Genomic DNA, 23,630 nt, shown 5'->3' on the forward strand with positions numbered 1-23,630 from the left:
CGAGTGCGACGGTCGAACGGGACCGGGCGGGGTCAGGTGAGCAGCAGGACGACCCCCACCACCGTGCCGACGACGATGACGAGGGTGCGCAGGATCGGGGCGGGGACCCGACGACCGACGTGGGCGCCGACCCGGCCGCCCACCACCGAGCCGAGGGCGAGCAACAGCACGGGGAGCCAAACGACTTCGGCGGTGAGCGCGAACAGCACGGCGGCCACGAGGTTCACCAGCGCCTGGAGGAGGTTCTTCAGGCCGTTGAGCCGGTTCAGGTCCTCGTCCAGCACGATCGCCAGCAGCGCGAGCAGCAACACGCCCTGCGCGGCGCCGAAATAGCCGCCGTACACGCTCACCGCGAACACCGCGGCGGGCAGCGCGACGCCGACGCCGGAGCCGGCCGTGCGGGACGCGGGAGGCGCCTCGGTCGAGGATCCCGGCACCACCGCCGGGACCCCCGCGTCGGCCGCGCGGCGGGCGCGCAGGCGGGCGGACAACCACGGCTGTACGCCCATCAGCGCCGCGGCGAGCAGGACCAGTACGGGCACCACCGCGCGGAACGCGCCCGGCGGCAGGCCGAGCAGGAGCAGGCCGCCGGTCGCGCCGCCCAGCACGGCGGCGACGGACAGCGGGAGCAACCGGGGTGCCTGCGCGGCCAGCTCGCGCCGGAAGCCGAGGGTTCCGGCGATCGACCCCGGGGTGAGGCCGATCGTATTGGAGACGTTGGCGACCACGGGCGGGTGGCCGAGGGCGAGCAGGACCGGGAAGGTGAGCAGCGAACCGGAGCCGACGACCGTGTTGACCGTGCCCGCGCCGAGGCCGGCCGTCAGCACGAGCAGGGCCTCGGCGGGGGTCATCGGGCGCCGCCGGGGAGCAGGGTGACCTTGCCGAACGCGGCGCCGCTCTCCAGGCGCCGGTGGGCCGCGGCCGCGTCGGCGAGGGGGAACGCGCCGTCCTGTACCGGGGTCAGCTCCCGGTCCAGGCAGAACTCGACCATGGCCGCGAAGTCCGCGTCGCCGATCGAGCCCGCGCCGAGCAGGGTCAGCCCGCTGTGGAACGCGTGCGGGAGGTCGAAGCCCGCCTCGGTGCCGGTGGTGTCCCCGCAGAAGACCAGTCGGCCGCGGGGGCGCAGTGCGTGCAGCGACGCCTGGAACAGCGCCGGGCCGACGTGGTCGAGCACCAGGTCGACGCCGGCCCCGCCGGTCGCCGCGCGGGCCCGGGCGACCAGGTCCGAGGTGCGGTGGTCGATCAGCACGTCGGCGCCGAGGTCGGCCATCCGGTCCAGCTTGGCCCGCGAACCGGAGGTGACCACGACGCGCGCCCCGAGTGCGCGGGCCAGTTGTACGGCGGCGATGCTCACCCCGCTGCCCGCGCCGTGCACCATCAGGGTCTCCCCCGCGCGCAGCCCGCCGCGCACGACCAGTCCCTGCCAGGCCATGCCGTACGCGGTGGGCAGCCCGGCGGCGGCCACGTGCGGCACGTGTGCCGGGATCAGGTGGGTGCGCCCGGCGGGGACCACGATCGATTCGGCGTAGCCGCCGGGCCGATTCCCGCCGACCACGCGCAGCGCCCCGCACCACGCCTCGTCGCCGCGCCCACACGCGGCGCAACTTCCGCAGTGCACGGCCGGGTTGACCAGCACGCGGTCGCCGGCCCGGCGCTCGCGCACGCCGCCGCCGACGGCCAGGACGTCTCCCGCGACATCCATCCCGGGCACGTGCGGCAGCGTGAAGCCCGGCAGCAGTCCCGGGCCGCGCCGTTGCAGCAGGTCGAGGCGGTTGACCGCGGCGGCGCGCACCGCGACCAGCACCTCGCCCGGGCCCGGTTCGGGGTCGGGCAGGACCACCTGCTCCAGGATCTCCGGGCCGCCGTGGCCGCGGTGCCGCACCGCCCTCATACGATCCCCCGCACGAACGGCGCGCCCAGCGCCGCGGGTTGGCGGTGCGTCTTGGCCAGGAACATCATCGCGAGCAGCGCCAGCAGATACGGCGCGGCGATCAGCAGTTGCGAATTGAGATGTACGCCGAGCGCGGGCAGGGCGAGCCGCATCGCGTCGGCGGCGCCGAAGACCAGGCAGCCGGCCATGGTGCCGCGCAGCGTCCAGCCGCCGAAGATCACCGCCGCGATCACCACGAAGCCGCGACCGGCGGTCATGTTCTGGTTGAACGCGCCGACTTCGCCCACCGCGAGATAGGCGCCGCCGAGTCCGGCCAGCACGCCGCACAGCAGCACGCTCTGCCGGCGCCTGCGACGCACGTCGATCCCGGTGACGTCGGCCGACTGGGGGTTTTCCCCGGCGGCGCGCAACTCCAGGCCGAAGCGGCTGCGTTGCACCAGCCACCACACCAGCGGGATCAGCCCCACCAGCAGATAGGCGGGCCAGCGGTGGGCGAACAACACCGGTCCGAGCAGCGGCAGATCGGACAGGACCGGGATGTCCAGCGCATCGACCTGATGCCCGGTCAGGTCGATCGAGTCGAGCAGGAAGCTGGTCAGGCCGAGCACGAGCGCGTTCAGGGCGAGCCCGACCACGTAGGTGTTGACCGACAGGCGATGGCTGAACTCGGCGTGCACAAAGCCGATGACCAGGCCGGCCAGCATGCCGAAGACCAGGCCGAAGGACGCGGAACCGGTCATCGAGGCGCCCCACACGGCGTTGAACGCGCCGCCGAGCATCATCGCCTCGACCGAGATGTTGATGGTGCCGGCGCGCTCCGCGATGTATTCGCCGCAGGCGGCGAACGCCAGCGGCACGGTGAGCCGGATCGAACTGGCCAGGACCATGGCGAGGTCGTCGATCATGGCATCCTCCCGGTCTCAGGCCGCGCCGGCGGTACGACGGCGTCGCACCTCGGCGTAGGCGGCGGGGAACACCGTGGCGAGCACCATCAGCGCGGTGACCACGGCGACGATGTAGCGCGGAACCCCGGTGGCGGACAGGAATCCGCCGCCCGCGCGCAGCGCGCCGAAGAACAGCGCCACGGGCACGGCGAGCAGCGGCTTGTCCCGGGCGACGAGCGCGACGAGCAGTCCGTCGAAGCCGACGTTGTCGGCGAAGCCGTCCTGCATGCGGTGGCCGTTGCCGGTGAGCATCACGCCGCCGGCCAGGCCGGCGAACGCACCGGAGGCGAGCAGCGCACCGCCGCCGACCAACACCGCGCCCACGCCCGCCCGATGCGCGGCCTTGGGGTTGAGCCCGAGCATGCGCAGCCGGAAGCCGAGGCGGGTGCGGACCAGCACCAGGGAGGTGCCCACGGCCGACACCAGCGCGATGAAGATGCCCGCGCCGATGTTGAAGTCGGGGTATTCGCCGATCCGGGGCAGCCAGACCGACTCGGCCAGCATGTCGGTCTGCGACGTGGTGACCTGCCCGGCCACCGCCTTCTCGCGCAGCAGCGACGGGGAGTTGACCGTGTACGAGACGGCCTGGTTCGCGACGAAGATCAGCAGCAGCGTGCTGATCACCACCGCGACGCCGCGCCAGTAGAACAGCAGCGCGGCGATGCCGGCCCACAACGCGCCGCCGACGGCCGCGCCGAGCAGGGCCAGGATCAGCACCAGCGGTCCCGGGCCCGGGGTGAACAGCGCGATCGCCGCGCCGACCGCGGCGCCGGCCAGGAGTTGGCCCTCCTGGCCGATGTTGAAGATGCCGGCACGGGCGGCGATCACCGAGCCGACGGCGACCAGGAGCAGCGGCGCGGCCTGGTCGACGCTCTGTCCGATGGCCGCGCCGTCGGCCAGGCTCCCGTCGTACATCGCGTTCGCCGCGTCCCACGGGGACTGGCCGACCAGCGCGATCAGCAGGCCGGCCAGGGCCAGTGCGGTGGACAGCGAGAGCAGGTAGAGCAGCGGGGTGCCCAGGTCGGCGAGTCGGGGTCGGCGGCGCGCGTCGGGCTCGGGCGCCGCGACGGTGGGCGGGGGTTCGGAGATCAGCGTCCCGGTGGTCGACGTCATGCCGCCTGACCTCCCATCATCAGGCCCAGTCGCTCGGTGTCGACGTCGGCACGGTCCATCTCGCCGACCACGGCACCCCGGTGGATCACCGCGACGCGGTGCGAGAGGGTGAGGATCTCGCCCAGTTCGGTGGACAGGAGCAGGACCGCGATGCCCTCGCGGGCGGCGGCGTGCAACCGCTCGGTCATGTACTCGATGGCACCGATGTCCAGGCCCCGGGTGGGCTGCGCGGCCACCAACACCCGCGGTTTGCTGGCGAGTTCGCGGGCGAGTACCACCTTTTGCTGGTTGCCGCCGGACAGTTGCCGCATCGGGGTGTCCGGGGAGGGGGTGGCGATCTCGAACTCCTCGATCAATCGACGGGCCCGCTCGGCCATCCGGCGCCGGCTGAGCAGTCCCCGGCGGGTCACCGAGGACAGGTCGGCCATCATCAGGTTCTCCGCGACCGACATGTCGAGCACGCAACCCGACACGTGTCGGTCCTCGGGTACCACGCCGACCCCGGCGGCGTGCATCGCGCCGGGCCGACCGGCGGCGACGGCGCCGCCGCACACCTCCACCCGGCCGGCGTCCAGCGGCAGCAGGCTGGAGAGCAGATCACCCAGTGCCGCCTGGCCGTTGCCCTCGACGCCCGCGATGCCCAGGATCTCCCCGGCGCGCACCTCCAGGCTCAGCCCGCGCAGGAGCGGGCGCCGGTCGGCGGCCCGGGCGTGCGCGTCGGTGATCCGCAGGCGGACCTCGCCGGCCGCCGGGCGCGGCTCGGGGGCGGGGGTTGTCGCGGGTTCCCGTACGTCCAGCACGGCGGTGCCGCCGCTTGGTTCGCCGGTTCCGGGCTCGATCAGCGCGTCGAGCGCGCCGACCGCGGACGCGGCGGTCCACTTGGACAGTTCGCGTCCGACCATCTCCCGGGCCAGCGCTCGGACATCGGTGTCGGCGGTGGCCCGCCTGGCCACCACGCGCCCCTGGCGCATGATGGTGACCCGGTCGGTGGCGTGCACGATCTCGTCCAGCTTGTGGCTGATCAGGATCACCGCCTTGCCCTCGTCGGCGACCACCCGGCGCAGCACGGTGAACAGTTCGCGCGATTCCTCCAGGGTGAGTACCGAGGTCGGCTCGTCCAGGATCAGCACCCCGGGGTCGCGGCGCAGACACTTGACGATCTCGACCCGCTGCCGCTCGCCGGTGGACAGGTCCTCGACGCACGCGTCGGGGTCCACCCGCAGGCCGTAGCGGTCGCCCACCTCGCGCACCAGCGTGCGCGCCCGGTCCCGGTCGACCCGGCCGCGGTCACCGAGCACCACGTTCTCCCACACGCTGAGCCGGTCCACCAGGCTGAAGTGCTGGTGCACCATCGAGATGCCGTGCGCCGCCGCGGCCGAGGGGTCGGCGATGGTGGTCTCGGTGCCGCGCAGCACGATCCGTCCGGTGTCCGGGACGACCAGGCCGAGCAGGATCTTCATCAGCGTGCTCTTGCCCGCGCCGTTCTCGCCGAGCAGGCCGTGGATCTCCCCGGCCCGAACCCGCAGCGAGACGTCGTCACAGGCGCGCACCGCGCCGAACCGCTTGCCGATGCCGAGCAGTTGCACGACGGGGACGGTGAGCACCGAGGCGGCGCCGGGGTGTTCGGCGGGCCCGTCGAGGAAGGCGCCCGCGGCCCCGCCGGCGGGCTCGGGTGTGGGTCGGGAGGCGGTCACGGCGGTGTCACTTGCCTGCGGCGACGGCCTCATCGACCTTCACCTTCCCGCTGCCGATGTCCTGGATCAGCGTCTGGAGCTGCTGCGCCTGGTCGCCGGTGGGCTTGCAGAGCTTGACCGTGGGGACCGGGTCCTTGCCCAGGTGCCACTCGCGGGCGACCCCCATCCGCAGCGTGCCCTTCTTGAAGTCCTCCAGCGCGCCGGCGAAGTAGGCGCCGGGGCTGAAGATCACCGAGATCGCGTATTGCGCGCCGGGCGTGCCGCAGCGGTCGGTACCGGGGGTGAGCGCCGGGACGCCCTTCTCGTTGGCGAGTTGGGTGACCACGTCGGTGGCGCCGCCGAGGTAGGGGTAGATCACCTTGACACCCTGGCTGATCTGCGCCTGGGCGGCTTCCTTGGCCTTGCCGGAGTCGTTGAAGTCGCCGGTGTAGGTCTGCACCATCTCGGCGTCGGGCACGACCTTCTTGATGCCTGCCTCGAACGCCTTGGCCACGTCGCGGGCGAACTGGAGGTCGGGGCCGGTGATGTAGCCGGCCTTCCTGCCGCCGTTCTCCTTGAGGATCAGTCCGGCGGCGTAACCGGCCACGTACAGCGACTCGTTGATGTAGTCGAGCGACTGGGTGAACTCGGCGGTCTGGGTGACGCCCTGCCCGCCGCTGATGTACCAGGTGGTGCCCTTGCACTGGGGTTCCTTGGCGGCGCTGAGCGCGTCCTTGAGCTCGCTGGCGCCGATGGCGATCATGTCGACCTTCTGCCGACACAGGTTGCGCGCCTGCTGCACGGCGTTGGCCGGGTTGATCTTGTCGACCACCACCAGCTTCCAACCGTTCGCCGTGGCATAGGTGTTCGCCTCGTCGACGAAGCTCTGGTAGTAGCCCTTGTCCTTGGTGTCGCCGGGGCTCATCACCCCGATGACGACCTTCTTGTCCTTGTTGACGTCGGGTTCGTTGGCGGGGAGGGTGCCGGCGCCGGGGGCACCGGCCGAGGCGGGCGCCCCGGCGGGGGTGGTGGAGGACGAGGAGGAACCGCCGCCACAGGCGGTGAGGAGCAGTCCCGGTATGATGACCGAGGCCGCGATGACTCGAACCATGTTCTTCATCGGAAGGTCTCCAGACGAATCAGGGCGCGTTGGTTCGACACGGACCGACGGGTACGCGGCGATCCGGGCGGGCACGGTGGGCGTGCCGTTGCCGGGTGTGCGGCCGCGGGCCGGGGTGGGATGTCGGTCCGGCGGAGGAACCCGTTCCGGTTGCACGGGGAAGTCCGGCCCGGAAGCGGGTGGGGGTCGGTGCGCGGTGCCTGCGGCGAGCGCAACCGTCCGACAGTGGTGGGGTGTTGCGGTGGTACGGGGCGTCGTGCGGGTGGTGGGCGCGGGCGGGTCGGCCGTCAGCGGTACTCGTCGCGCGGCGGGGTGAAGATGTCCAGGATCCAGGTCTCGCCGTGCTCGGGGTCGCCGATGAACAGGCTGTCCCCGTGGTCGCATCCCTTGGGCGCCCAGTAGACGTCGCCGGGGCCGAGCACCCGCCGCTCGTCCGAGTCGATCCGGAAGTCGAGGCTGCCCTTGAGCACCATGCCGTACTGCTCGTGGTCCGGATGGTCGTCGTAGGGGGTGGGGCCGCATCCCTCGCGGATCCGCCACAGGGTCAGCATCAATTCGTCGCCGGTGTAGACCCGGCGCCGGAATCCCGGCTTGACCTCGACGAACTCGCTGTCGTCGAAGGCCCAGACGCGTTGCGTGTCGCTCATCTCGATGCGGTCCTCTCCGGGTGGTGCGCACGGTCGTGGGGGAAGTGGCGGGCGAGGCGGCCCGGGCGGGGGTCGCGCCGGGAGCAACGCGGGTCCCGGGGGCGGTGCCGTGCCGGGTGGCGGTGCCGTGCCGTTTCCGGCGCCGTGCCATGCTGTGCCGTTGCCGGCCGGGTGCCGCCCCGGCGCGGGTCTCGAACGGTGGGTCTAGAACATCCGCGCGGTCATCTGCCGCTCCACCTCGCCGAGGTGTTCGGCGGCGGCGTGGGCGGCGGCGTCGGGGGCGCCGGCGGCGACCGCCTCGGCGATGCCGCGGTGCGAGCGGCAGGACTCGGCGATCACCTGACGGACCGCCTCGGCGTTGCCCTCGGCGGCCAGGAGCGAGGCGAAGTCGCCGGACGCGAATACCGCGTCGAGCACCTTCGCGTACAACTCGCGCAGCGTGGTGTTGCCACACGCGCGGGCCAGTGCCGCGTGGAAGCGGCGGTCCTGGCGGCGAAACGCCTCCAGGCTCATCGACGGGTCGAATCCGGCCGCCAGTTCGCCGATCTCGGCCCGCTGGTCGGGCTCGGCGCGCAACGCGGCCAGTCGGGCGATGGCGACCTCGGTCACCTGGCGTACCTCGAACAGTTCGGACACGCGCAGCTTGCGGCCGTCGGCCGCGTCGAAGGACACCCCGGGCAGCCGCTCGGCGACATAGAACCGGTTGCCCCGCTTGACCAGGCAGCCCAGCGAGACCAGGCCCTGGATCGCCTCGCGCACCGAGGTGCGGGCCACCCCGAACTGCTCGCACAGCGTGCGTTCCGGGGGCAGTTGGGCGCCCGGCCGCAGGTCGCCCTCGCGTACGCTCGCCAGGAGCGCGTCGCGGACCTCTTCGGAGATCGTGCGGCGCGCGACCTTGGCGAACGGGATCCGCTCCCCCGGTGCCCGCAAGGGCACTACTCGCCCGCCAGGTGCGCGAACCGCTCGCGTTCGGCGTCCAGGTCCAGCGGGCGGATGATCGCCTCGTGTTCCTCGTCGCCCCAGTACTCGGGCGGGACCAGCCACATGACCTCGAATTCGAGGCCGTCGGGGTCCTTGGCGTACAGGCTCTTGTTGGCGCCGTGGTCGCTCGCGCCGATCAACGCGCCTGCGGTGGCGAGGCGTTGCCGGGCCTCGTCCAGGTCGTCGAGGGTGGGGACCTCCCACGCGATGTGGTACATCCCCACGGTGCGCCGACCGGCCTGGGACTCGCCGGCCTCGGCGCCGATGGTGAAGAACGCGATGTCGTGGTGGTTCTTCGACGCGGGGGCCCGCATGAAGACGTAGCTCCCGGGCGGGCCGTCGATGACGGTGACGAAATCCAGCACCTCGTTGTAGAACCGGGCGGTCTTGTGCGCGTCGCGCACGTACAGCACCGCGTGGTTCATCCCGGTAACGGCCACGATCGGGCCTCCTCAGGGTGTGGGTCAGGCTGTTGGTCTGACAATCAGAAGGTATGAAGCTCGGTCAGGTGTGGTCATTGGTCCCCGAGCACAACCCGGTGCTTCACCCGCTGTGCACCTGGACGTTCACCGCCTTGGTGCGGGTGTAGGCGTCCACCCCGGTCCTGGCGAAGCCGCTGGCCCGGCGCGGCTCACCGCGTCCGCCGTTCATGTCCGGCGCGAAGTGACAGTTCACATTGACCTCGCCGCAGTCCAGCGCGTCCGCGAATCGGAACGCACGTTCGATGTCCCGGGTGAACACGGTGCCGTTGAGGCCGTACCGCGTCCCGTTGGCCAGCGCCACCGCCTCCGCCTCGTCGGCGAAGGACATCGCGGCGAGCACCGGTCCGAACACCTCTTCCTGTTCCACCTCGCACCCGCGCCGAACCCGACCGAGCACGGTCGGCGCGACATAGGTCTCCGGCAGGCCGTCGGGCAGCACCGGCTTGCCGACCACGGAGGCGTCCCCGGCGGCCAGGGCCCGGTCCACGAAGCCCCGGACCCGGTCGGCGTGGCGGGGGTTGATCAGGGGCCCGATGAAGGTGTCCGGATGCAGCGCGTCGCCCACCGGCAGGGACGCCGCAGCCGCCGCCACCGCCTCCACCACCCGCTCGTACACCGACTCCTGGACCAGCAGTCGACTGCCCGCGACGCACACCTCGCCCATGTTCACGAACGCGGCCATCATCGCCCAGCCGACCGCCTGGTCCAGGTCGGCGTCGTCGAACACCACCACCGGCGACTTGCCGCCCAGCTCCAGATGTACGGGGGTCAGGTTGCGCGCGGCGGCGGCCAGTACGTGCCGGCCGGTATCGGTGCCACCGGTCAAACTGATCAGGTCGATCCTGGGGTCGGTGATCAGCCGCTCGCCGACCGTGGCGCCGGGTCCGAGCACGATGTTCAACGCCCCGGCCGGCAGCCCCGCCGCGGTCAGCAACCGGCCCAGCTCGACCAGCGTCACCACCGCGTCGACCGGCGGTTTGGCCACGATCGAGCAGCCGGCCGCCAGCGCCGAGGCGATCCGCTGACTGCCCGTCATCAACGGGCCGTTCCACGGCAACAACTCGACCACCACGCCGGCCGGCTCGCCGAGCCGCAGGGTCAGCAGGTCCGGGCCGCCGCCGGGCAACAACTCGGGCGGGAAGGACGAGCGCCGCACGTCGCCGTGCGCGGTGCGGCAGATCGCCGCGGCGTACGAGAACGCGTTGGCCGCCTCGTAGACGTCGTTCGTGAGCGCCCCCGAGACCGCCTTGCCGGTGTCCATCGCCTCCAGGGCCGCCAGTCGGGGCGCGTCCGCGCGGATCGCCGCGGCCACCGCCTCCAGCACCTCCGCCTTGCGCGGCCCCGGCATGCGTCGCCACACTCCGGCGTCGAAACTGCCGCGCGCCGCGACGATCGCCGCCTCGACCTCGGCGTCGGTCGCCGCCAACCAGGACGCCGGGTGCCCGCCCGTGGAGGGGTCGACCATCGGCCGCGCCTCGCCGTCGAAGGACTCCCGGCCGGCGATCAACTGCGGGTACGGATCCGAGCGCAGCCAATCGGCACGTATGCGTGGTCCGCTGGTGCTGGTGTCGTCGGTCATGTGGGCAACTCCCTCGACGCGGTGGATGGGCCCGGCCGGTCCGGTGGATTCTGGTGGCCCCGGTTGGGCCCCGGTGGGGCCCGAGGGGTCCTGGTGGATCCCCGTGGGTCCGCCGGAGCGGCGCGAACCGTGTCGGGCGCCGCAACCTGGAAGCCTCGCCCGACACGGCACCGGGCCAGGTTTTCCCCCGTCGGCCTGTGCTCGCATTGTGTTCCCGGCATGGACTGGGCGCACTTGATTGTGCTCCGGGCCACGATGCCGGCGGCCGGCGCCGGGCCTAGTGTCCCCAGACATGGCGACTGCGCAGGTGAGAGCAACATGAGCGGCCCCGGGCCGACCCGGCCGGAGCTGCTGGTCGCGGGCGGTGACGTGGTCACCATGAACCCGCGCCGCGAGGTGCTGCTCGGCGGTGCGGTCGCCGTCGCCGGGGAGCGCATCATGGCCGTCGGCGCCACGTCCGAGCTGCGCGCCCGCTGGCCGGGCACCCCCGAACTGGACGCGAGCGAGTGCGTCGTCACCCCCGGCCTGGTCAACGCCCACCTGCACCAGACCGGCGACCCGCTCGCCCGCGCGCGCATCCCCGACGACCTGCCGCCGGGCGCCGCCGTCGACACCTGGGCGGTGCCGCTGCACGCGGCGCACCTGCCCGCCGACGACGAACTGTCCGCACTGCTGGCCGGCGTGGAGAGCCTGCGCAACGGGGTGACCACCGTGATCGAGGCGGGCACCGTGGCACACCCGGAGCGGGTGGCCGCCGCGATGCACAAGGTGGGCATCCGGGGCGGGATCGGCGCCTGGGGGTGGGACGTGCCCGGCGCGCCGTTCGCCGCGCCGGCCGGCGAGGTGCTGGACCGGCTCGCCGCGCTGGTCGACGCCCATCCCGCCGGCGGCCGGGTCGAGGGGTGGGTCACCCTGGTCGGGCACGGCTTGGCCTCCGACGAACTGCTCGCCGGCGCAGCCGAGTTGGCTCGTACGAGGGGCGCCCGTATGACGATGCACCTGTCCCCCTCCGGCGCCGACCCCCAGGACTACCTGCGCCGCACCGGCCGCCGGCCCGCGCTGCACCTGGCCTCGCTCGACGTGCTCGGCCCGCACCTGCTGCTCGCACACGCCGTGTGGCTGGACGACGCCGAGGTCGAGGCGCTGCTCGCCACCCGCACGGCGGTCGCCTACTGCCCGTGGGCGTATCTGCGCCTGGGCCAGGGTGTCACCCGCGCCGGCCGGCATGCCGAACTGCTGCGCCGCGGCGGGCGGATCGCGCTCGGGACGGACGCGGCCAACGCCGCCGACTCGGCCGACCTGCTGCGTACCGCCTCGCTCGCGGTCGGGCTGGCCAAGGACATGGCGCTCGACCCCACCGGACCGGGTGCCGCCGAGGCGCTGGAGTTGGCCACCATCGGCGGCGCCGAGGCGATCGGCATGGCCGACCGGATCGGCTCGCTGGAGCCCGGCAAGTACGCCGACCTGGTGGTGCACGACGCCACCGGCCCGCAGTGGACCCCGCGCGGCGACGTCGCGCAGCAGTTGGTGTGGTCCGCCGACGGGCGTTCGGTGCGCGACGTGCTGGTCGGCGGCCGGGTCGTGGTGCGCGACCACGCGTGCGTCGAGGTGGACGAGCGTGCCCTGCGTACCGCCGCCGTGCGCGCCTCCGAGGCGCTGCTCGCCCGGGCGGGCGTGCCGCTGCGTTCGCGCTGGCCGACCCTGCGGGCGTACTGAACACCTCCCTTCCATTTTTCCGCCGCAGTCTTCCCGCGAAGTCGAGGAGCCCCCATGCGAGTTGCCGTTGTCACCGCGCCCGAGCAGGTCGACCTGCGCGAGGAGCCGGTCCCCGAGGTCGGCCCCGACGACGTGCTGGTGCGCGTCGGCCGTACCGGCATGTGCACCATGGAGCGCCGGCTCTACCTGGGCACCAAGCCGATCTACCCGGTCGCCCCCGGCCACGAGGTAGCGGGCGAGGTGGTCGCCGTGGGCGCCGCCGTGGCCGGGCTGCCCGGGGTCGCGGCGGTCGGCGATACGGTCACCGTCGACCTGCTCACCCGCTGCGGTACCTGTACCTCGTGCCGGCGCGGGCGCAGTGCGCTGTGCAAGCAGCCGCAGGGCGGCGCGCTCGTGGACGGGACCATCTCGATGGGCGCCGGTTTCGCCGAGTTCGTCAAGGTCAAGGCGCTCCAGGCGTTTCGCACCGGCTCGGCGCCCATCGCGCACGCCGCGATGGGCGAACCGCTGGCCTGTGTGGCGCACTCGGCCCGGCTCGGCGGACTGCGCGCGGGCGATCGGGTGGCGGTGATCGGTGCCGGGTTCATGGGCCGACTGCACCTGGCCCTGGCCCGGTTCAAGGGCGCCGCGTCGGTCGGCCTGATCGACATCAGCGAGGAACGCCTGGCCGAGGCCCGCGCGGCCGGCGCGGACTGGACGAGCACCCCGGAGCAGGCCGTCGAGAGCGGCGGCAGGCAGGACGTCGTGTTCGTCACCGCCGGCGCCCCGGGCGCCCTGGAGGGCGCGCTCGCCCTGTGCGACGACGGCGGCACGGTGGTGCTCTTCGGCGCCTTCCCCAAGGAAGTGCTCGCCGGGGTCGGGCCGGATCTGATCCACCATCACGAACTGAGCATCGTCGGCGTGTACAGCCAGGAGCCGCAGGACTGGACCGAGGCCGCCGCGATCATCGGCTCCGGCCGGCTGGCGGCCGACCTCGACGCGCTGGTCACCGCCACCTATCCGCTCGCCGACGTGGACGCGGCCTTCCGGCTGGCCGCGAAGTCGCCCGTTTACCGTGTCCTCGTGGGCGGTTGAGCATGCCCGGCACCTCCTCCGTCGTGGTCGGCGTCGACGTCGGCAGCAACTCGGTCCGCGCGCTGGCCCTGGATCCCGACGGCTCGGTCCTGGGCGATACCTCCGCCGGCTACCCCGGGGCGGCGAACTGGCGCGCCGGGCACGCCGATCCGTACGCCTGGCTGGCCGCGACCACGCAGGCGCTGGCCGAACTGCGCGCGCTGGTGCCCGGTGCGGACCGTCCCGCCGCACTGTGCCTGGGCGGGCAGAGCCCGACGACCGTGGTCGGGGGAATCGGGGCACCGGGTGTCGGCTCTGGGGTCGGGTCCGGTGTCGGCTCCGGGGTTGCCGCGCTGACCTGTCGGCATCCGGCGGGGGCGACCGGCTCGCCCGTGGAGCAACACCACGCCCAGCACGCGGCGTTGCGTGCCGCGCACGGACCCGATGTGCGGGCCTGGCAGCTGTACGACTGGCTGGCCGCCCGGTTCGGCGCGGATCGGGCGCAGGCGCGGTGGCCGGGTGATCCGGCGCTGACCGGCTACGGGCCGGTGGTCGCCACCGGGTCCGTGGTCGGCGCGCTGGGGACCGGGCACGATCTGGCGGCGGGCACCCCGCTGGTGGCCGGTGCGCAGGATGCCTATCTGGCCTTTTGGGCGGGCGGGTTGGATCGCCCCGGACGGGCCCTGGACCCCGGCGGGCGCACCGGTGGGCTGGCCGTGGCGGTGGCCGCCGGTTCGCCCGCCGCCGACGCGTACGCGCTGCCGGCGGCGGTGCCCGGGGTCGAGATCGTCGGCGGGCCGGTCGCCGCGCACGGGCTGATCCTGGAGTGGCTGCGCGACCTCACCGGGCGCGAGGTCCGCGACCTGTTGGCCCTGGCCGCCGAGGTACCGCCGGGCGCGCGGGGCGTGGTGATCCTGCCCTACCTCGAGGGCGAGCGCGCGCCGCGCTGGAACCGCGAGTTGCGCGGCGAGGTCTTCGGCCTGACCTCGGGCAGCGGTCCGGGCGAACTGGCCCGCGCCGTCCTGGAGGGCACCGCGTACGGCCTCGCGCACATCGCAACGAGCCTGGCTGCGCAGGGAGTTCACCTGGAAACCCTGGTGTGCGCCGGCTCGCCCGCGCGCAGCGCGCTGTGGTGCTCGATCAAGGCCTCGATACTGGGCGTTCCGGTCGAGGTGCCCGCCGAGACGGATCTGGCCGCGTACGGCGCGGCCCTGGCCGCCGGCGCCGGCGCACGCTGGTGGCCCGCGCCCGGGGCAGGTCGGGCGGGCGACTGGCCGCGCCCGGCGACGACCGTGCTCGACCCCGAACCCCACCCCGAGTACGCGGCCGGACTGCGCCGCTTCCTCGACCTCGGCGACGCCGCCCAGCGGCGCGCGTCCGCCGCCGTCACCACCCCCACCCGCCCCCAGGAGTCGACGTGCCCAATCCGGTGATCTTCATGGACCTGCCCTCCCCCGATGTGGAGGCCACGTCCGCCTTCTACGCGGCGTTGTTCGGCTGGGAGTTCAAGCGGCGCCCGGCCGACGAGTTCAGCGAGGTGCTGCCCGGGGTCAAGCCCAACCTGGGCATCCGCCGCGAGGCCCGCCCCGCGGTCGGTCCGGTGCCGCGCATCTACGTGATGGTCGACGAGCCGCCCGCCTACCTCGACAAGGCCGTCGCGGCCGGGGCGAGTGTGTTGTGGGAGGAGAAGCCGTGGGCCGAATTCGAGGCCCGCTACGCCGCGTTCCGTGACCCGTGGGGCAACGAGGTCGTGCTGTGGCGCGACAAGGGCACCTACTTCACGCATGGTCACGCCCACCAGGTCTGACTTCTCGTACCCGAACCCCCGGAAAGGATCCACCCGTGACCAACACCCTGGTCTTCGTCGACATGCCCACGCCCGACGTGCAGGCGACCACCGAGTTCTACCGCGAGTTGTTCGGCTGGACGATCAACCCGCGCCCGCAGGGCGTCTTCCACCAGATCGTGCCGGGCGAGGGTCTGCACCTGGGCCTGTTCGACGAGGCCGCCCAGGTGCCGGACCCGGCGCCGCTGCCCCAACAGCCGCGCTCCGGACTGCACTCGCGGGTGTACATCCTGGTCGACGCGGCCCCGAGCGAGTATCTGAACAAGGCGGTGCTGCTCGGCGCGACCGCGCTGTGGGAGCAGTGCTACTGGGAGGAATTCGGCGGCCACCACGCCTCGTTCCTGGACCCGTGGGGCAACCAGATCGTGATGTGGGAGAAGTGAGGTAGCGCCGACGGGGCCACTCGCCGGTCCATCGGCCCACCGAACCGCCCGTGCGCACGATCCCGGATACGGACCGTGCGCACGGGCGGTTGTCGGTGATGTGACGGGCGCGAGTGCGCTCAGGTTCGGGGAGCCGGGCGGGGATAGGGACAGTCCGCCGGGTTGACGTCCGTACCGGGGGCGACCAGGGCATCCAGTCGAGCCAGCGCCTCCCGGCTCAACTCGACTTCGCAGGCGTCGAGTTGGGACTCCAGTTGGTCCGGGGTGCGCGGGCCGAGGATGGCGGAGGCCACCTGGGGGTGGGCCAGGACGAAGGCGAGGGCCAACTCGGGGAGGCTGCACCCGGCTTCGTCGGCGATCACGGCGAACTCCTCCACCAGGGCCGTCTTCGCGGCGCGGATCGTGGTGTCGGCGTGGTCGAAGTGCTCGGCGTTGCGCACCGCGCGGGAGTCGGGCGAAACGGCGGCACCGTTGCGGTACTTGCCGGTCAGCCAGCCGCCGTTGAGCGGGCTGAACACCAGCACGCCCAGACCGTGTCGGCCGCAGGTGGGCAGCGCGGCGTGTTCCGCGTGCCGGGCGAAGGCCGAGTAGGCCAGTTGTTCCGTCGCGAACGGCTGGTGCCCGTGCCGCTCGGCGGTCCAGCGCGCCTCCACGATGGCGTCGGCGGGCAGTGCGGAGGAGCCGATCGCGCGCACCTTGCCCTGACGAACCAGGTCGGTCAGCGCGCCCAGCGTCTCGTCCATATCGGTGGTCGGGTCGGGCCGGTGCAGTTGGTACAGGTCCAGGTGGTCGGTCTCCAGTCGGCGCAGGCTGTCCTCCACCGCGCGCATGATCCAGCGCCGCGAGGCCCCCCGGCGCAGCGGCGCGTCGGGGTCCATCGCCTCGCCGAACTTGGTGGCGAGCACCACGTCGTCGCGGCGGCCCTTGAGCGCCTTCGCCAGGATGCGCTCGCTCTCCCCGAACGCGTACACGTCGGCGGTGTCGACGAAGTTGATCCCGGCGTCGAGCGCGCGATGCACCATGCGCACGCACGCGTCGTGGTCGGTGTTGCCCCACGCGCCGAACATCATCGTGCCGAGACACAGCCTGCTGACCCGGATGCCGGTGCGACCGAGCGGGGTGTACTCCACGGATGTCCTCCCAGGGTGCCGTGCTTCGGACGTGCTCCCCCGAGGCTGGCACGCCGGTACGTGTGCACCGATGTGGTCCGGGCGCAGCGCGAGGGCCGTTTGTTCGTGCCTGAAGCACATATCGGGGCCGATTCCCGCCGCCTACCTTCGGCTGTATCGCAAACATCCCAGGTGACGGGGAGGACGTTGTGCTGACGGACCGGATCGGGGCCGCGGAACATGCCCTGGACGAGCGGGTGGCGGAACAACGCCGGACCGCGACCGCTCGCGAGGGCGACGGTTTGGTGGACGCCCCCCTGCCGAGCGAGATGTTGCAGCCTTGGGAGGTCTGGGATCGGGACCTGTTCGATCTGGAGATGATCCGGGTGTTCGCCCGCTCGTGGATCTGGCTGGGCGACACCGAGGACCTGCGCCGGCCCGGCGACTTCATCACCGGGCGGATCGGCGGCCAGTCGGTCCTGGTGGTCAAGCAGCGCGACGGCTCGGTCAAGGGTTTCCTGAACAACTGCCGGCACCGGGCCTCCGGCGTCGCGTTCAACGCCTCGGGCAACTGTGGCAAGGCGTTCGCCTGCCCCTACCACGCATGGACGTACGGGCTCGACGGCACGCTGTTGTCGATTCCGGACATGAACCGGATGTACGGGCCGGACTTCCCGATGCACCGGTACGGCCTGGTCCCCATCCGGGTGCACGTGGCCTTCGACAAGCTCGTCTTCGCGTGCCTGTCGCACAAGGCGCCGTCCTTCGAGGAGTGGATCGCACCGCTGCTGCCGCGTTACACGGCGTATCGGATCGGTGACTACCACCGCTACCACCGCGAGTTGGACGAGGAGTACCCGTTCAACTGGAAGGCGTTCGTCGAGAACTCCAACGACGACTACCACGTGCGTTTCGTGCACCGCCGGTTGAACAAGGTGCGCAAGCAGATGGACACCGTGGTGCGCTTCGAAGGGCGAACCACCAGCGGCTACAAGCCGCACAGCGACGCGTACGACATGTCGCTGGGTCGGACCGACCTGGGTGAGGAGGATCTGCGCGGCAGCTACGCGGAGTTCGTCTACCCGAATCTGACGCCGCTGCCCTACGCCTCCCAGCTGATCATGGTGCGGGCGGATCCCATCGCGCCCGATCGCACCCGGCTGTTCTCCCGGATCTACGGGCTGACCGACGATCTCGACGTGCAGGAGCGGGAGTTGGTCAATCTGGAGCTGACCAACAAGGAGGACACCGACATGGTGACCGTGCTGATGGAGAACCTGCGGTCGCCGTTCTACCGGGTGGGTCCGCCCAGCGCGTGGGAGGGCCGCGCCCAGCACATGATGCGGCAGATCCGTCAGGACGTGGCGACGCCGCTGGCGGCGGACGAGTTCGACGGGCCGATCGACTGAGTGCCGTCGGGCGGCGCAAGTACACGCAGCACACGCACCACACCGGACCGAGAGGAGCCATCGCGATGGAACCGACGTTGACCGAGGCCCGCTGGACCCATATCGCGCTGCCGTCGTCCGACCTGGACGCGGCGATCGACTTCTACACCTCGTTCACCCCGCTGGTGGTGGTGTCGCGGCACAGCGACGACGCCGGCTCCAACGCGTGGTTGTCCAATCCCGACCAGGTACAGACGCCGTTCGTGCTGGTCCTGGTCGCCTTCGACAAGGACCGGGGCAATCCGCAACCGCAGCTGACGCCGTTCGCGCATCTGGGCATGGAGGTGCCGTCGCGGGGCGACGTGGAGACGATCGCCGAGCGGGCACGGGCGGCCGGCTGCCTGCACTGGGAGCCGATGGATGTGCCGCCGCCGGTGGGCTACATCTGCGCGCTGAAGGATCCGGACGGCAATGTCGTGGAGATCTCGCACAACCAGCAGGTGTTCGCGGAGGTTCGTGAGCTGTGGGGTGAGCGGGAGGGCGGGGGCGGTGGGGGTGTCCGGGACGGCGGGGATGTTCGGGACGGCCGGGACGTGCGGGCCGATGCGTGAGTGAGGCGGCGGGGACTCGGGCGGCGGTCGAGGCGTATGTCGCGGCGCTCAACGGGGGTGATCCGGACACGATCGCGGACCGGGTGAGTGTCGACTTCCACAACGAGCACACCTCGGCGCTGGGGCGCAGTCTGCGTGGGCGGGCCGCCTATCGCGAGCGGCTGCCGCATTTCCTGGCCGAGTTCGAGGAGTTGCGCTATGTCGTGGAGGACCTGCTGGTGGACGGCGATCGGGCCGCGCTCGCCTACACGATGACGTGTCGGCCGCGTGGCTCGCGGGCCGCCGAACCGGTGCGGATCCGTGGGGTGTTCCGGTTTCGGGTGGTGAGCGGGTTGGTGGCGCATCGCGTGGACTACTGGGACGGGAGCGAGTTCGAGCGGCAGGTCGGGGGCGCGGATACGGCTCGGCTCGGGCCGTCCGCGGATCTGGACTGAAGGTGTTTTCGGCTCCGCCGACTCGGGTGGAGAACGATCGAAGGGAACGACTGTGCAGACCTATTCCGCTACCGGGGCGGGCAAGCTTCGGCGGATGCGTCGGATGTTCGGCCCGGACGGCCGGGCCGTGTTCGTCGCCATCGACCACGCCGCGTACATGGGCGAGGGGCCGCCGCTGGGTGAGCCGATGGCGCAGATCGCCGCGGGCGGTCCGGACGCGGTGCTCGCCACGTGGCACCTGGCTCGGGCCTACGCCGACACCTTCGCCGATGCGGGGTTGGTGTTGCGGATCGACGGTGGTGCCTCGGAGTTGGGCGAGTTCGCGCCGGGTGATGTCACCGACATCATGCATCTGCCCGAGCAGGCGCTGAAGTTGGGCGCGGACTGCGTGGTGGTGCTGGCCTTCCCCGGTGCGCCGGACGAGCATCTGTCGTTGCAGCGGCTGGCCCGGTTGACCTCGGAATGTGAACAGCTCGGCCTGCCGGTGATGGCGGAGATGATCCCGGGGGGCTGGGGCAAGGCCGTGCCGTGGACCACGGAGAACGTGGCGCGCGCGGCGCGGATCGGCGCGGAACTGGGGGCGGACATCGTCAAGACCGTCTGCCCGGGTCGGCCCGAGGAGTTCGCCGCCGTGGTCGAGGCGTGTCCGGTTCCGGTGGTGGCGCTGGGTGGGCCGAAGTCGGACAGTGAGGACGAGGTCGTGGCGTTGGCGGGCGGCGTGGTCGCGGCCGGCGGGGCCGGGGTGGCCTTCGGGCGGAACGTGTGGGGGTCGGCCAAGCCGCAGTTGCTCGTGGAGCGGCTTCGCGATGCGGTCCACGGGGGCGGGGCGGGCTAGCGGACTTGGTGGGCGGTCCTCACGCGCCGGACGGGCTGAGATGGCCCGGTACGGCCTCTGCCCTGGGCCGGACCCGGGCCCCGTGCCCCCTGGCCGGCCTGCGGGCCGGCTGTCCTCAAACGCCGGACGGGCTGAAATGACCCGGTACGGCCCCGCTCAGGGCGGGCTCGGGCCCGTGCCTTTGGGCCGGCCTGCGGGCCGGCTGTCCTCAAGCGCCGGACGGGCTGAAATGACCCGGTACGGCCCTGCCCAGGGCCGGGCTCAGGCCCTGTGCCGCCGAGCCGGCCTGCGGCCCGCCTGTCCTCAAACGCCGGACGGGCTGGATTGGGTCGGTTCGCGCCCGCCCAGGGCTGGGCTCGGGCCCGTGCCCCCTGGCCGGCCTGCGGCCCGCCTGTCCTCAAACGCCGGACGGGCTGAAGTAGGTCGGTTCGCGCCCGCTCAGGGCTGGGCTCGGGCCCGTGCCCCTGGGACGGCCTGCGGGCCGGCTGTCCTCAAACGCTGGACGGGCTGAGATGGCTCGGTTCGGGCCCGCCCAGGGCTGGGCTCGGGTCGGGGGCCTCATGCGTCGGATGGGCTGGATTGGATCGGGAGTTGCGATTATGGCTCAGCTGGTTACCTCCGTGTCTCGGGTGGTTGTTCGGTTTGCCGGGGATTCCGGGGACGGGATGCAGCTTGTGGGGGATCGGTTTACCGCGCAGAGCACGCTTTTCGGGAATGACGTGTCCACGTTTCCGGATTTTCCTGCGGAAATTCGCGCGCCGGGTGGGACGTTGCCTGGGGTTTCGGCGTTTCAGATTCAGTTTGCGGATCATTCGGTCAGCACTCCCGGGGATGCCGCCGATGTGTTGGTGGCGATGAATCCGGCTGCATTGCGGGCCAACCTGGGTGGGCTGCCGCGTGGGGCGGACGTCATTGTGGATACCGATGAGTTCACCGCGCGGAATCTGGTCAAGGCCGGATATCCGGCGGGGGTCAGCCCGCTTGTCGATGGGTCGTTGGCCGGCTATCGGGTGCATGCGGTGGCGTTGACCGGGTTGACCGTGGAGGCGTTGCGGTCCTTTGATCTGCCGCGGCGGGATGCCGAGCGGGGTAGGAACATGTTCGCGTTGGGGCTGCTGTCGTGGATGTACCACCGGCCGACCGAGGCGACCGTGGCGTTTTTGCGGCAGAAGTTCGCTCGGCGGCCGGAGTTGGCGGCGGCCAACGTGGCGGCGTTCACCGCGGGTTGGAACTTCGGGGAGACGACCGAGTCGTTCGGCGGCGGGTATCGGGTTGCGTCCGCGCCTCGGGCGCCCGGGCGGTATCGCACCATCACCGGCAATCGTGCCCTCGCCTACGGGTTGATCGCCGCCGCGGATCGGGCCGGACTGCCGCTGTTTCTCGGGTCGTACCCGATCACCCCGGCATCGGACATCCTGCACGAGCTGAGCCGGCAGCGGCATTTCGGGGTGACCACGTTCCAGGCCGAGGACGAGATCGCCGGGATCGGGGCGGCGCTCGGTGCGGCCTTCGGTGGCTCACTCGGGGTGACCACCACGTCCGGGCCGGGATTGGCGCTGAAGTCGGAGACGATCGGACTCGCGGTCTCGCTCGAACTCCCGCTGGTGGTCGTGGACGTACAGCGCGGCGGGCCCTCGACCGGGCTGCCCACCAAGACCGAACAGTCGGATCTGCTTCAGGCGTTGTACGGGCGCAACGGCGAGTCGCCGGTGCCGGTACTGGCCGCCTCCTCGCCCGGCGACTGTTTCGCCACCGCCGTCGAGGCGGTTCGGATCGCGGTCACCTACCGCACGCCGGTGGTGCTGCTCTCCGACGGCTACCTGGCCAACGGCTCCGAGCCCTGGCGGGTACCGGACATCGACGAGCTGCCGGTGATCGACCCGGCGTTCGCGACCGGAGCGAATGCGGTGGACGCCGACGGCACGCCGTGCTTCCAGCCCTATCTGCGCGACCCGCACACGCTGGCCCGGCCCTGGGCGGTGCCCGGCACGCCCGGCCTGGAGCACCGGGTGGGCGGGCTGGAGAAGGCCGACCGCACCGGGGAGATCTCCTACGACGCGGCCAACCACGATCACATGGTGCGCACCCGGCGGGCCAAGGTGGACCGGATCGCGCGTGACCTGCCGCCGCTGGCGGTGGACGATCCGGGCGGCGCCGCCGAGGTGTTGGTGCTCGGGTGGGGCTCCACGGCCGGGCCGATCGCCGCCGCGTGTACCGAAGTCCGGGCCGCCGGAGGCGCGGTGGCCCGGGCCCGGCTGCGCCACCTCGACCCGTTCCCGGCCGACCTCGGCGAACTCCTCGGCCGCTACCGGCGCGTGCTGGTCCCGGAGATGAACCTGGGCCAACTCGCGGGCCTGCTGCGGGCCCGGTACCCGGTCGACGTCGAATCCCTCACCCAGGTGCGCGGCATGCCGTTCAAGGTGGCCGAACTGCGCACCGCGATCGAGAAGGTCGCCGCCGATGTCTGACACGCCCCTGCTCACCATCGCCGAGCGGCCGACACCCCCGCTGTCCGCCCGCGACTTCCGCAGCGACCAGGAGGTGCGCTGGTGTCCGGGCTGCGGGGACTACGCCATCCTGGCCGCCGTCCAGGGCTTCCTGCCCGAACTGGGCCTGCGCCGGGAGAACATCGTCTTCGTCTCGGGCATCGGCTGCTCCAGCCGCTTCCCGTACTACCTGGACACCTACGGCATGCACTCGATCCACGGCCGGGCACCGGCGATCGCCACCGGCCTGGCCGTGTCCCGCCCCGACCTGAGCGTGTGGGTGGTCACCGGCGACGGCGACGCGCTGTCCATCGGCGGCAACCACCTGATCCACGCGCTGCGCCGCAACGTCAACCTGAAGATCCTGCTGTTCAACAACCGGATCTACGGTCTGACCAAGGGTCAGTACTCGCCCACCTCGGAGACCGGCAAGATCACCAAGTCCACCCCGGAGGGGTCGCTCGACCATCCCTTCAACCCGATCTCGCTGGCTCTCGGCGCCGAGGCGGGCTTTGTCGCCCGCACCCTCGACTCCGATCGCAGACACCTGACCTCGGTGCTGCGCGCGGCGGCGGCGCACGAGGGCACGGCCCTCGTGGAGATCTACCAGAACTGCAACATCTTCAACGACGGCGCCTTCGAGCGGTTGAAGGCGCCCGGCACCCGGGACGAGCACGTGTTGCGGCTCGAACACGGTGCGCCGATGCGGTACGGCCCGGCGGGCGCCCGCACGGTGGTGCGCGATCCGGGCGGCGGGTTGCGGCCGGGGGCCGGGGACGACGCGGCCGTGGTGCACGACGCGCATACGAGCGACCCGGTCCCGGCGTTCGCGCTGTCCCGGTTGCCGGAGGCGGGTGGGCCGACCCCGATCGGGGTGTTCCGCAGCGTGCGCCGACCCACCTACGACGGCGCCGTGCTCGAGCAGGGCCACCGCGTGCGCGCCGAGCGCGGCCCCGGCAGCGTGGCCGACCTGCTCGGCGGCGGCGATACCTGGACCGTGCCGGCGCCCACCGGAAGCGAGGCGAGATGACCTACGTCATCGGCGCGAACTGCGTCGACGTCAAGGACCGTACCTGCGTGGCGGAATGCCCGGTCGCCTGCATCCACGAGGGCGATCGCATGCTCTACATCCACCCCGAGGAATGTGTGGACTGCGGCGCCTGCGAGCCGGTCTGCCCGGTGGAGGCCATCTACCACGTGGACGATCTGCCCGCCGACTGGTTGTGGCACCTGGACGCGGCCGCCGAGGCCACCGCCGGACGAACGGACGCGGAACCGGTGTCCGACCCGGCGACGGTGACCGCGCTGCCGCCCACGGTCCAGTGAACCTCCTTGCTGT

The 23,630-nt window shown here is 72.3% G+C and carries 23 protein-coding genes; 12 read left to right on the forward strand and 11 right to left on the reverse strand.

Annotated elements, in window-relative coordinates; translation table 11 throughout:
• Positions 1-32: 32 nt before the first annotated feature.
• From ACH4XV_RS23655 to ACH4XV_RS23700, 10 genes are all read right to left on the reverse strand, one after another.
• Positions 33-851, reverse strand: a complete 819-nt coding sequence (locus tag ACH4XV_RS23655; protein ID WP_395792856.1) for a sulfite exporter TauE/SafE family protein — start codon at positions 849-851, stop codon at positions 33-35.
• Positions 848-1,891: a zinc-binding dehydrogenase gene (locus ACH4XV_RS23660; RefSeq protein ID WP_395792858.1), complete on the reverse strand. Its 1,044-nt coding sequence runs from the start codon at positions 1,889-1,891 to the stop codon at positions 848-850. The genes ACH4XV_RS23655 and ACH4XV_RS23660 overlap by 4 nt, the downstream gene beginning before the upstream one ends.
• The gene (locus tag ACH4XV_RS23665; protein ID WP_395792860.1) at positions 1,888-2,796 is read right to left on the reverse strand and encodes an ABC transporter permease; all 909 of its coding nucleotides are present in this window, start codon (positions 2,794-2,796) and stop codon (positions 1,888-1,890) included. The genes ACH4XV_RS23660 and ACH4XV_RS23665 overlap by 4 nt, the downstream gene beginning before the upstream one ends.
• Before the next feature lie 15 nt (positions 2,797-2,811).
• The gene (locus tag ACH4XV_RS23670; RefSeq protein WP_395792862.1) at positions 2,812-3,948 is read right to left on the reverse strand and encodes an ABC transporter permease; all 1,137 of its coding nucleotides are present in this window, start codon (positions 3,946-3,948) and stop codon (positions 2,812-2,814) included.
• On the reverse strand, positions 3,945-5,675 hold the full coding sequence (locus ACH4XV_RS23675; protein WP_395792864.1) for an ABC transporter ATP-binding protein: 1,731 nt from the start codon (positions 5,673-5,675) through the stop codon (positions 3,945-3,947). Before ACH4XV_RS23675 ends, ACH4XV_RS23670 begins: the two co-directional genes overlap by 4 nt.
• Positions 5,650-6,732 (reverse strand): BMP family ABC transporter substrate-binding protein, encoded by a 1,083-nt coding sequence (locus tag ACH4XV_RS23680; protein ID WP_395792866.1) that lies wholly within the window; start codon positions 6,730-6,732, stop codon positions 5,650-5,652. Before ACH4XV_RS23680 ends, ACH4XV_RS23675 begins: the two co-directional genes overlap by 26 nt.
• A 296-nt stretch (positions 6,733-7,028) precedes the next feature.
• Positions 7,029-7,388, reverse strand: a complete 360-nt coding sequence (locus ACH4XV_RS23685; RefSeq protein ID WP_395792868.1) for a cupin domain-containing protein — start codon at positions 7,386-7,388, stop codon at positions 7,029-7,031.
• A 204-nt stretch (positions 7,389-7,592) separates the two neighbouring features.
• Entirely contained in the window at positions 7,593-8,318 is a 726-nt protein-coding gene (locus tag ACH4XV_RS23690) for a FadR/GntR family transcriptional regulator (protein ID WP_160161488.1), read from the reverse strand.
• A gap of 5 nt (positions 8,319-8,323) precedes the next feature.
• Positions 8,324-8,809 carry a VOC family protein gene (locus ACH4XV_RS23695; protein WP_380011786.1) on the reverse strand — a complete coding sequence of 162 codons (486 nt, stop codon included), beginning with the start codon at positions 8,807-8,809 and terminating at the stop codon, positions 8,324-8,326.
• 103 nt (positions 8,810-8,912) lie between these two features.
• Positions 8,913-10,430, reverse strand: coding sequence for an aldehyde dehydrogenase family protein (locus ACH4XV_RS23700; protein WP_395792870.1), 1,518 nt, complete (start codon positions 10,428-10,430; stop codon positions 8,913-8,915).
• Between the two features lie 318 nt (positions 10,431-10,748).
• On the opposite strand from ACH4XV_RS23700, the gene ACH4XV_RS23705 reads away from it, so the two are divergent.
• The 5 genes from ACH4XV_RS23705 to ACH4XV_RS23725 are packed head-to-tail and all read left to right on the forward strand — an operon-like array spanning position 10,749 to position 15,428.
• Positions 10,749-12,146 carry an amidohydrolase family protein gene (locus ACH4XV_RS23705; protein ID WP_395792872.1) on the forward strand — a complete coding sequence of 466 codons (1,398 nt, stop codon included), beginning with the start codon at positions 10,749-10,751 and terminating at the stop codon, positions 12,144-12,146.
• A gap of 54 nt (positions 12,147-12,200) precedes the next feature.
• Positions 12,201-13,220 (forward strand): zinc-binding dehydrogenase, encoded by a 1,020-nt coding sequence (locus tag ACH4XV_RS23710; protein ID WP_395792874.1) that lies wholly within the window; start codon positions 12,201-12,203, stop codon positions 13,218-13,220.
• A 2-nt stretch (positions 13,221-13,222) separates the two neighbouring features.
• The gene (locus tag ACH4XV_RS23715; protein ID WP_395792876.1) at positions 13,223-14,632 is read left to right on the forward strand and encodes an FGGY-family carbohydrate kinase; all 1,410 of its coding nucleotides are present in this window, start codon (positions 13,223-13,225) and stop codon (positions 14,630-14,632) included.
• A complete protein-coding gene (locus tag ACH4XV_RS23720; protein ID WP_126638600.1) occupies positions 14,617-15,006 on the forward strand; it encodes a VOC family protein in 390 nt (129 codons plus the stop codon). The genes ACH4XV_RS23715 and ACH4XV_RS23720 overlap by 16 nt, the downstream gene beginning before the upstream one ends.
• 35 nt (positions 15,007-15,041) lie before the next feature.
• On the forward strand, positions 15,042-15,428 hold the full coding sequence (locus ACH4XV_RS23725; RefSeq protein WP_380011801.1) for a VOC family protein: 387 nt from the start codon (positions 15,042-15,044) through the stop codon (positions 15,426-15,428).
• A gap of 119 nt (positions 15,429-15,547) precedes the next feature.
• Here the strand turns inward: ACH4XV_RS23725 and ACH4XV_RS23730 are convergent, their stop codons facing one another.
• Positions 15,548-16,558: an aldo/keto reductase gene (locus ACH4XV_RS23730; RefSeq protein ID WP_395792878.1), complete on the reverse strand. Its 1,011-nt coding sequence runs from the start codon at positions 16,556-16,558 to the stop codon at positions 15,548-15,550.
• Positions 16,559-16,746: 188 nt separating this feature from the next.
• On the opposite strand from ACH4XV_RS23730, the gene ACH4XV_RS23735 reads away from it, so the two are divergent.
• The 7 genes from ACH4XV_RS23735 (at position 16,747) to fdxA (ending at position 23,617) form a co-directional block, all read left to right on the forward strand.
• Positions 16,747-17,946: an aromatic ring-hydroxylating dioxygenase subunit alpha gene (locus ACH4XV_RS23735; protein ID WP_395792880.1), complete on the forward strand. Its 1,200-nt coding sequence runs from the start codon at positions 16,747-16,749 to the stop codon at positions 17,944-17,946.
• Positions 17,947-18,011: 65 nt separating this feature from the next.
• A complete protein-coding gene (locus ACH4XV_RS23740; RefSeq protein ID WP_395792882.1) occupies positions 18,012-18,536 on the forward strand; it encodes a VOC family protein in 525 nt (174 codons plus the stop codon).
• Complete coding sequence (locus ACH4XV_RS23745) at positions 18,533-18,970, forward strand: ester cyclase (protein WP_395792884.1); 438 nt, start codon at positions 18,533-18,535, stop codon at positions 18,968-18,970. Before ACH4XV_RS23740 ends, ACH4XV_RS23745 begins: the two co-directional genes overlap by 4 nt.
• Before the next feature lie 52 nt (positions 18,971-19,022).
• Complete coding sequence (locus ACH4XV_RS23750) at positions 19,023-19,805, forward strand: class I fructose-bisphosphate aldolase (protein ID WP_395792886.1); 783 nt, start codon at positions 19,023-19,025, stop codon at positions 19,803-19,805.
• 599 nt (positions 19,806-20,404) lie between these two features.
• Positions 20,405-22,273, forward strand: a complete 1,869-nt coding sequence (locus tag ACH4XV_RS23755; protein WP_395792888.1) for a 2-oxoacid:acceptor oxidoreductase subunit alpha — start codon at positions 20,405-20,407, stop codon at positions 22,271-22,273.
• The gene (locus ACH4XV_RS23760; protein WP_395792890.1) at positions 22,266-23,321 is read left to right on the forward strand and encodes a 2-oxoacid:ferredoxin oxidoreductase subunit beta; all 1,056 of its coding nucleotides are present in this window, start codon (positions 22,266-22,268) and stop codon (positions 23,319-23,321) included. Before ACH4XV_RS23755 ends, ACH4XV_RS23760 begins: the two co-directional genes overlap by 8 nt.
• Positions 23,318-23,617, forward strand: a complete 300-nt coding sequence (gene fdxA, locus ACH4XV_RS23765; protein WP_395792892.1) for a ferredoxin — start codon at positions 23,318-23,320, stop codon at positions 23,615-23,617. Before ACH4XV_RS23760 ends, fdxA begins: the two co-directional genes overlap by 4 nt.
• The last annotated feature ends 13 nt before the right edge of the window (positions 23,618-23,630 follow it).

Origin of the sequence: Embleya sp. NPDC020630, from assembly GCF_044334985.1 — a bacterium.
Lineage (GTDB): Bacteria > Actinomycetota > Actinomycetes > Streptomycetales > Streptomycetaceae > Embleya.

Bases quoted from the DNA above. Each gene is read 5' to 3' on its own strand.
- ACH4XV_RS23655 (WP_395792856.1), bottom strand. From the start codon at position 851: ATGACCCCCGCCGAGGCCCTGCTCGTGCTGACGGCCGGCCTCGGCGCG.
- ACH4XV_RS23660 (WP_395792858.1), bottom strand. From the start codon at position 1,891: ATGAGGGCGGTGCGGCACCGCGGCCACGGCGGCCCGGAGATCCTGGAG.
- ACH4XV_RS23665 (WP_395792860.1), bottom strand. From the start codon at position 2,796: ATGATCGACGACCTCGCCATGGTCCTGGCCAGTTCGATCCGGCTCACC.
- ACH4XV_RS23670 (WP_395792862.1), bottom strand. From the start codon at position 3,948: ATGACGTCGACCACCGGGACGCTGATCTCCGAACCCCCGCCCACCGTC.
- ACH4XV_RS23675 (WP_395792864.1), bottom strand. From the start codon at position 5,675: ATGAGGCCGTCGCCGCAGGCAAGTGACACCGCCGTGACCGCCTCCCGA.
- ACH4XV_RS23680 (WP_395792866.1), bottom strand. From the start codon at position 6,732: ATGGTTCGAGTCATCGCGGCCTCGGTCATCATACCGGGACTGCTCCTC.
- ACH4XV_RS23685 (WP_395792868.1), bottom strand. From the start codon at position 7,388: ATGAGCGACACGCAACGCGTCTGGGCCTTCGACGACAGCGAGTTCGTC.
- ACH4XV_RS23700 (WP_395792870.1), bottom strand. From the start codon at position 10,430: ATGACCGACGACACCAGCACCAGCGGACCACGCATACGTGCCGATTGG.
- ACH4XV_RS23705 (WP_395792872.1), top strand. From the start codon at position 10,749: ATGAGCGGCCCCGGGCCGACCCGGCCGGAGCTGCTGGTCGCGGGCGGT.
- ACH4XV_RS23710 (WP_395792874.1), top strand. From the start codon at position 12,201: ATGCGAGTTGCCGTTGTCACCGCGCCCGAGCAGGTCGACCTGCGCGAG.
- ACH4XV_RS23715 (WP_395792876.1), top strand. From the start codon at position 13,223: ATGCCCGGCACCTCCTCCGTCGTGGTCGGCGTCGACGTCGGCAGCAAC.
- ACH4XV_RS23740 (WP_395792882.1), top strand. From the start codon at position 18,012: ATGGAACCGACGTTGACCGAGGCCCGCTGGACCCATATCGCGCTGCCG.
- ACH4XV_RS23755 (WP_395792888.1), top strand. From the start codon at position 20,405: ATGGCTCAGCTGGTTACCTCCGTGTCTCGGGTGGTTGTTCGGTTTGCC.
- ACH4XV_RS23760 (WP_395792890.1), top strand. From the start codon at position 22,266: ATGTCTGACACGCCCCTGCTCACCATCGCCGAGCGGCCGACACCCCCG.
- fdxA (WP_395792892.1), top strand. From the start codon at position 23,318: ATGACCTACGTCATCGGCGCGAACTGCGTCGACGTCAAGGACCGTACC.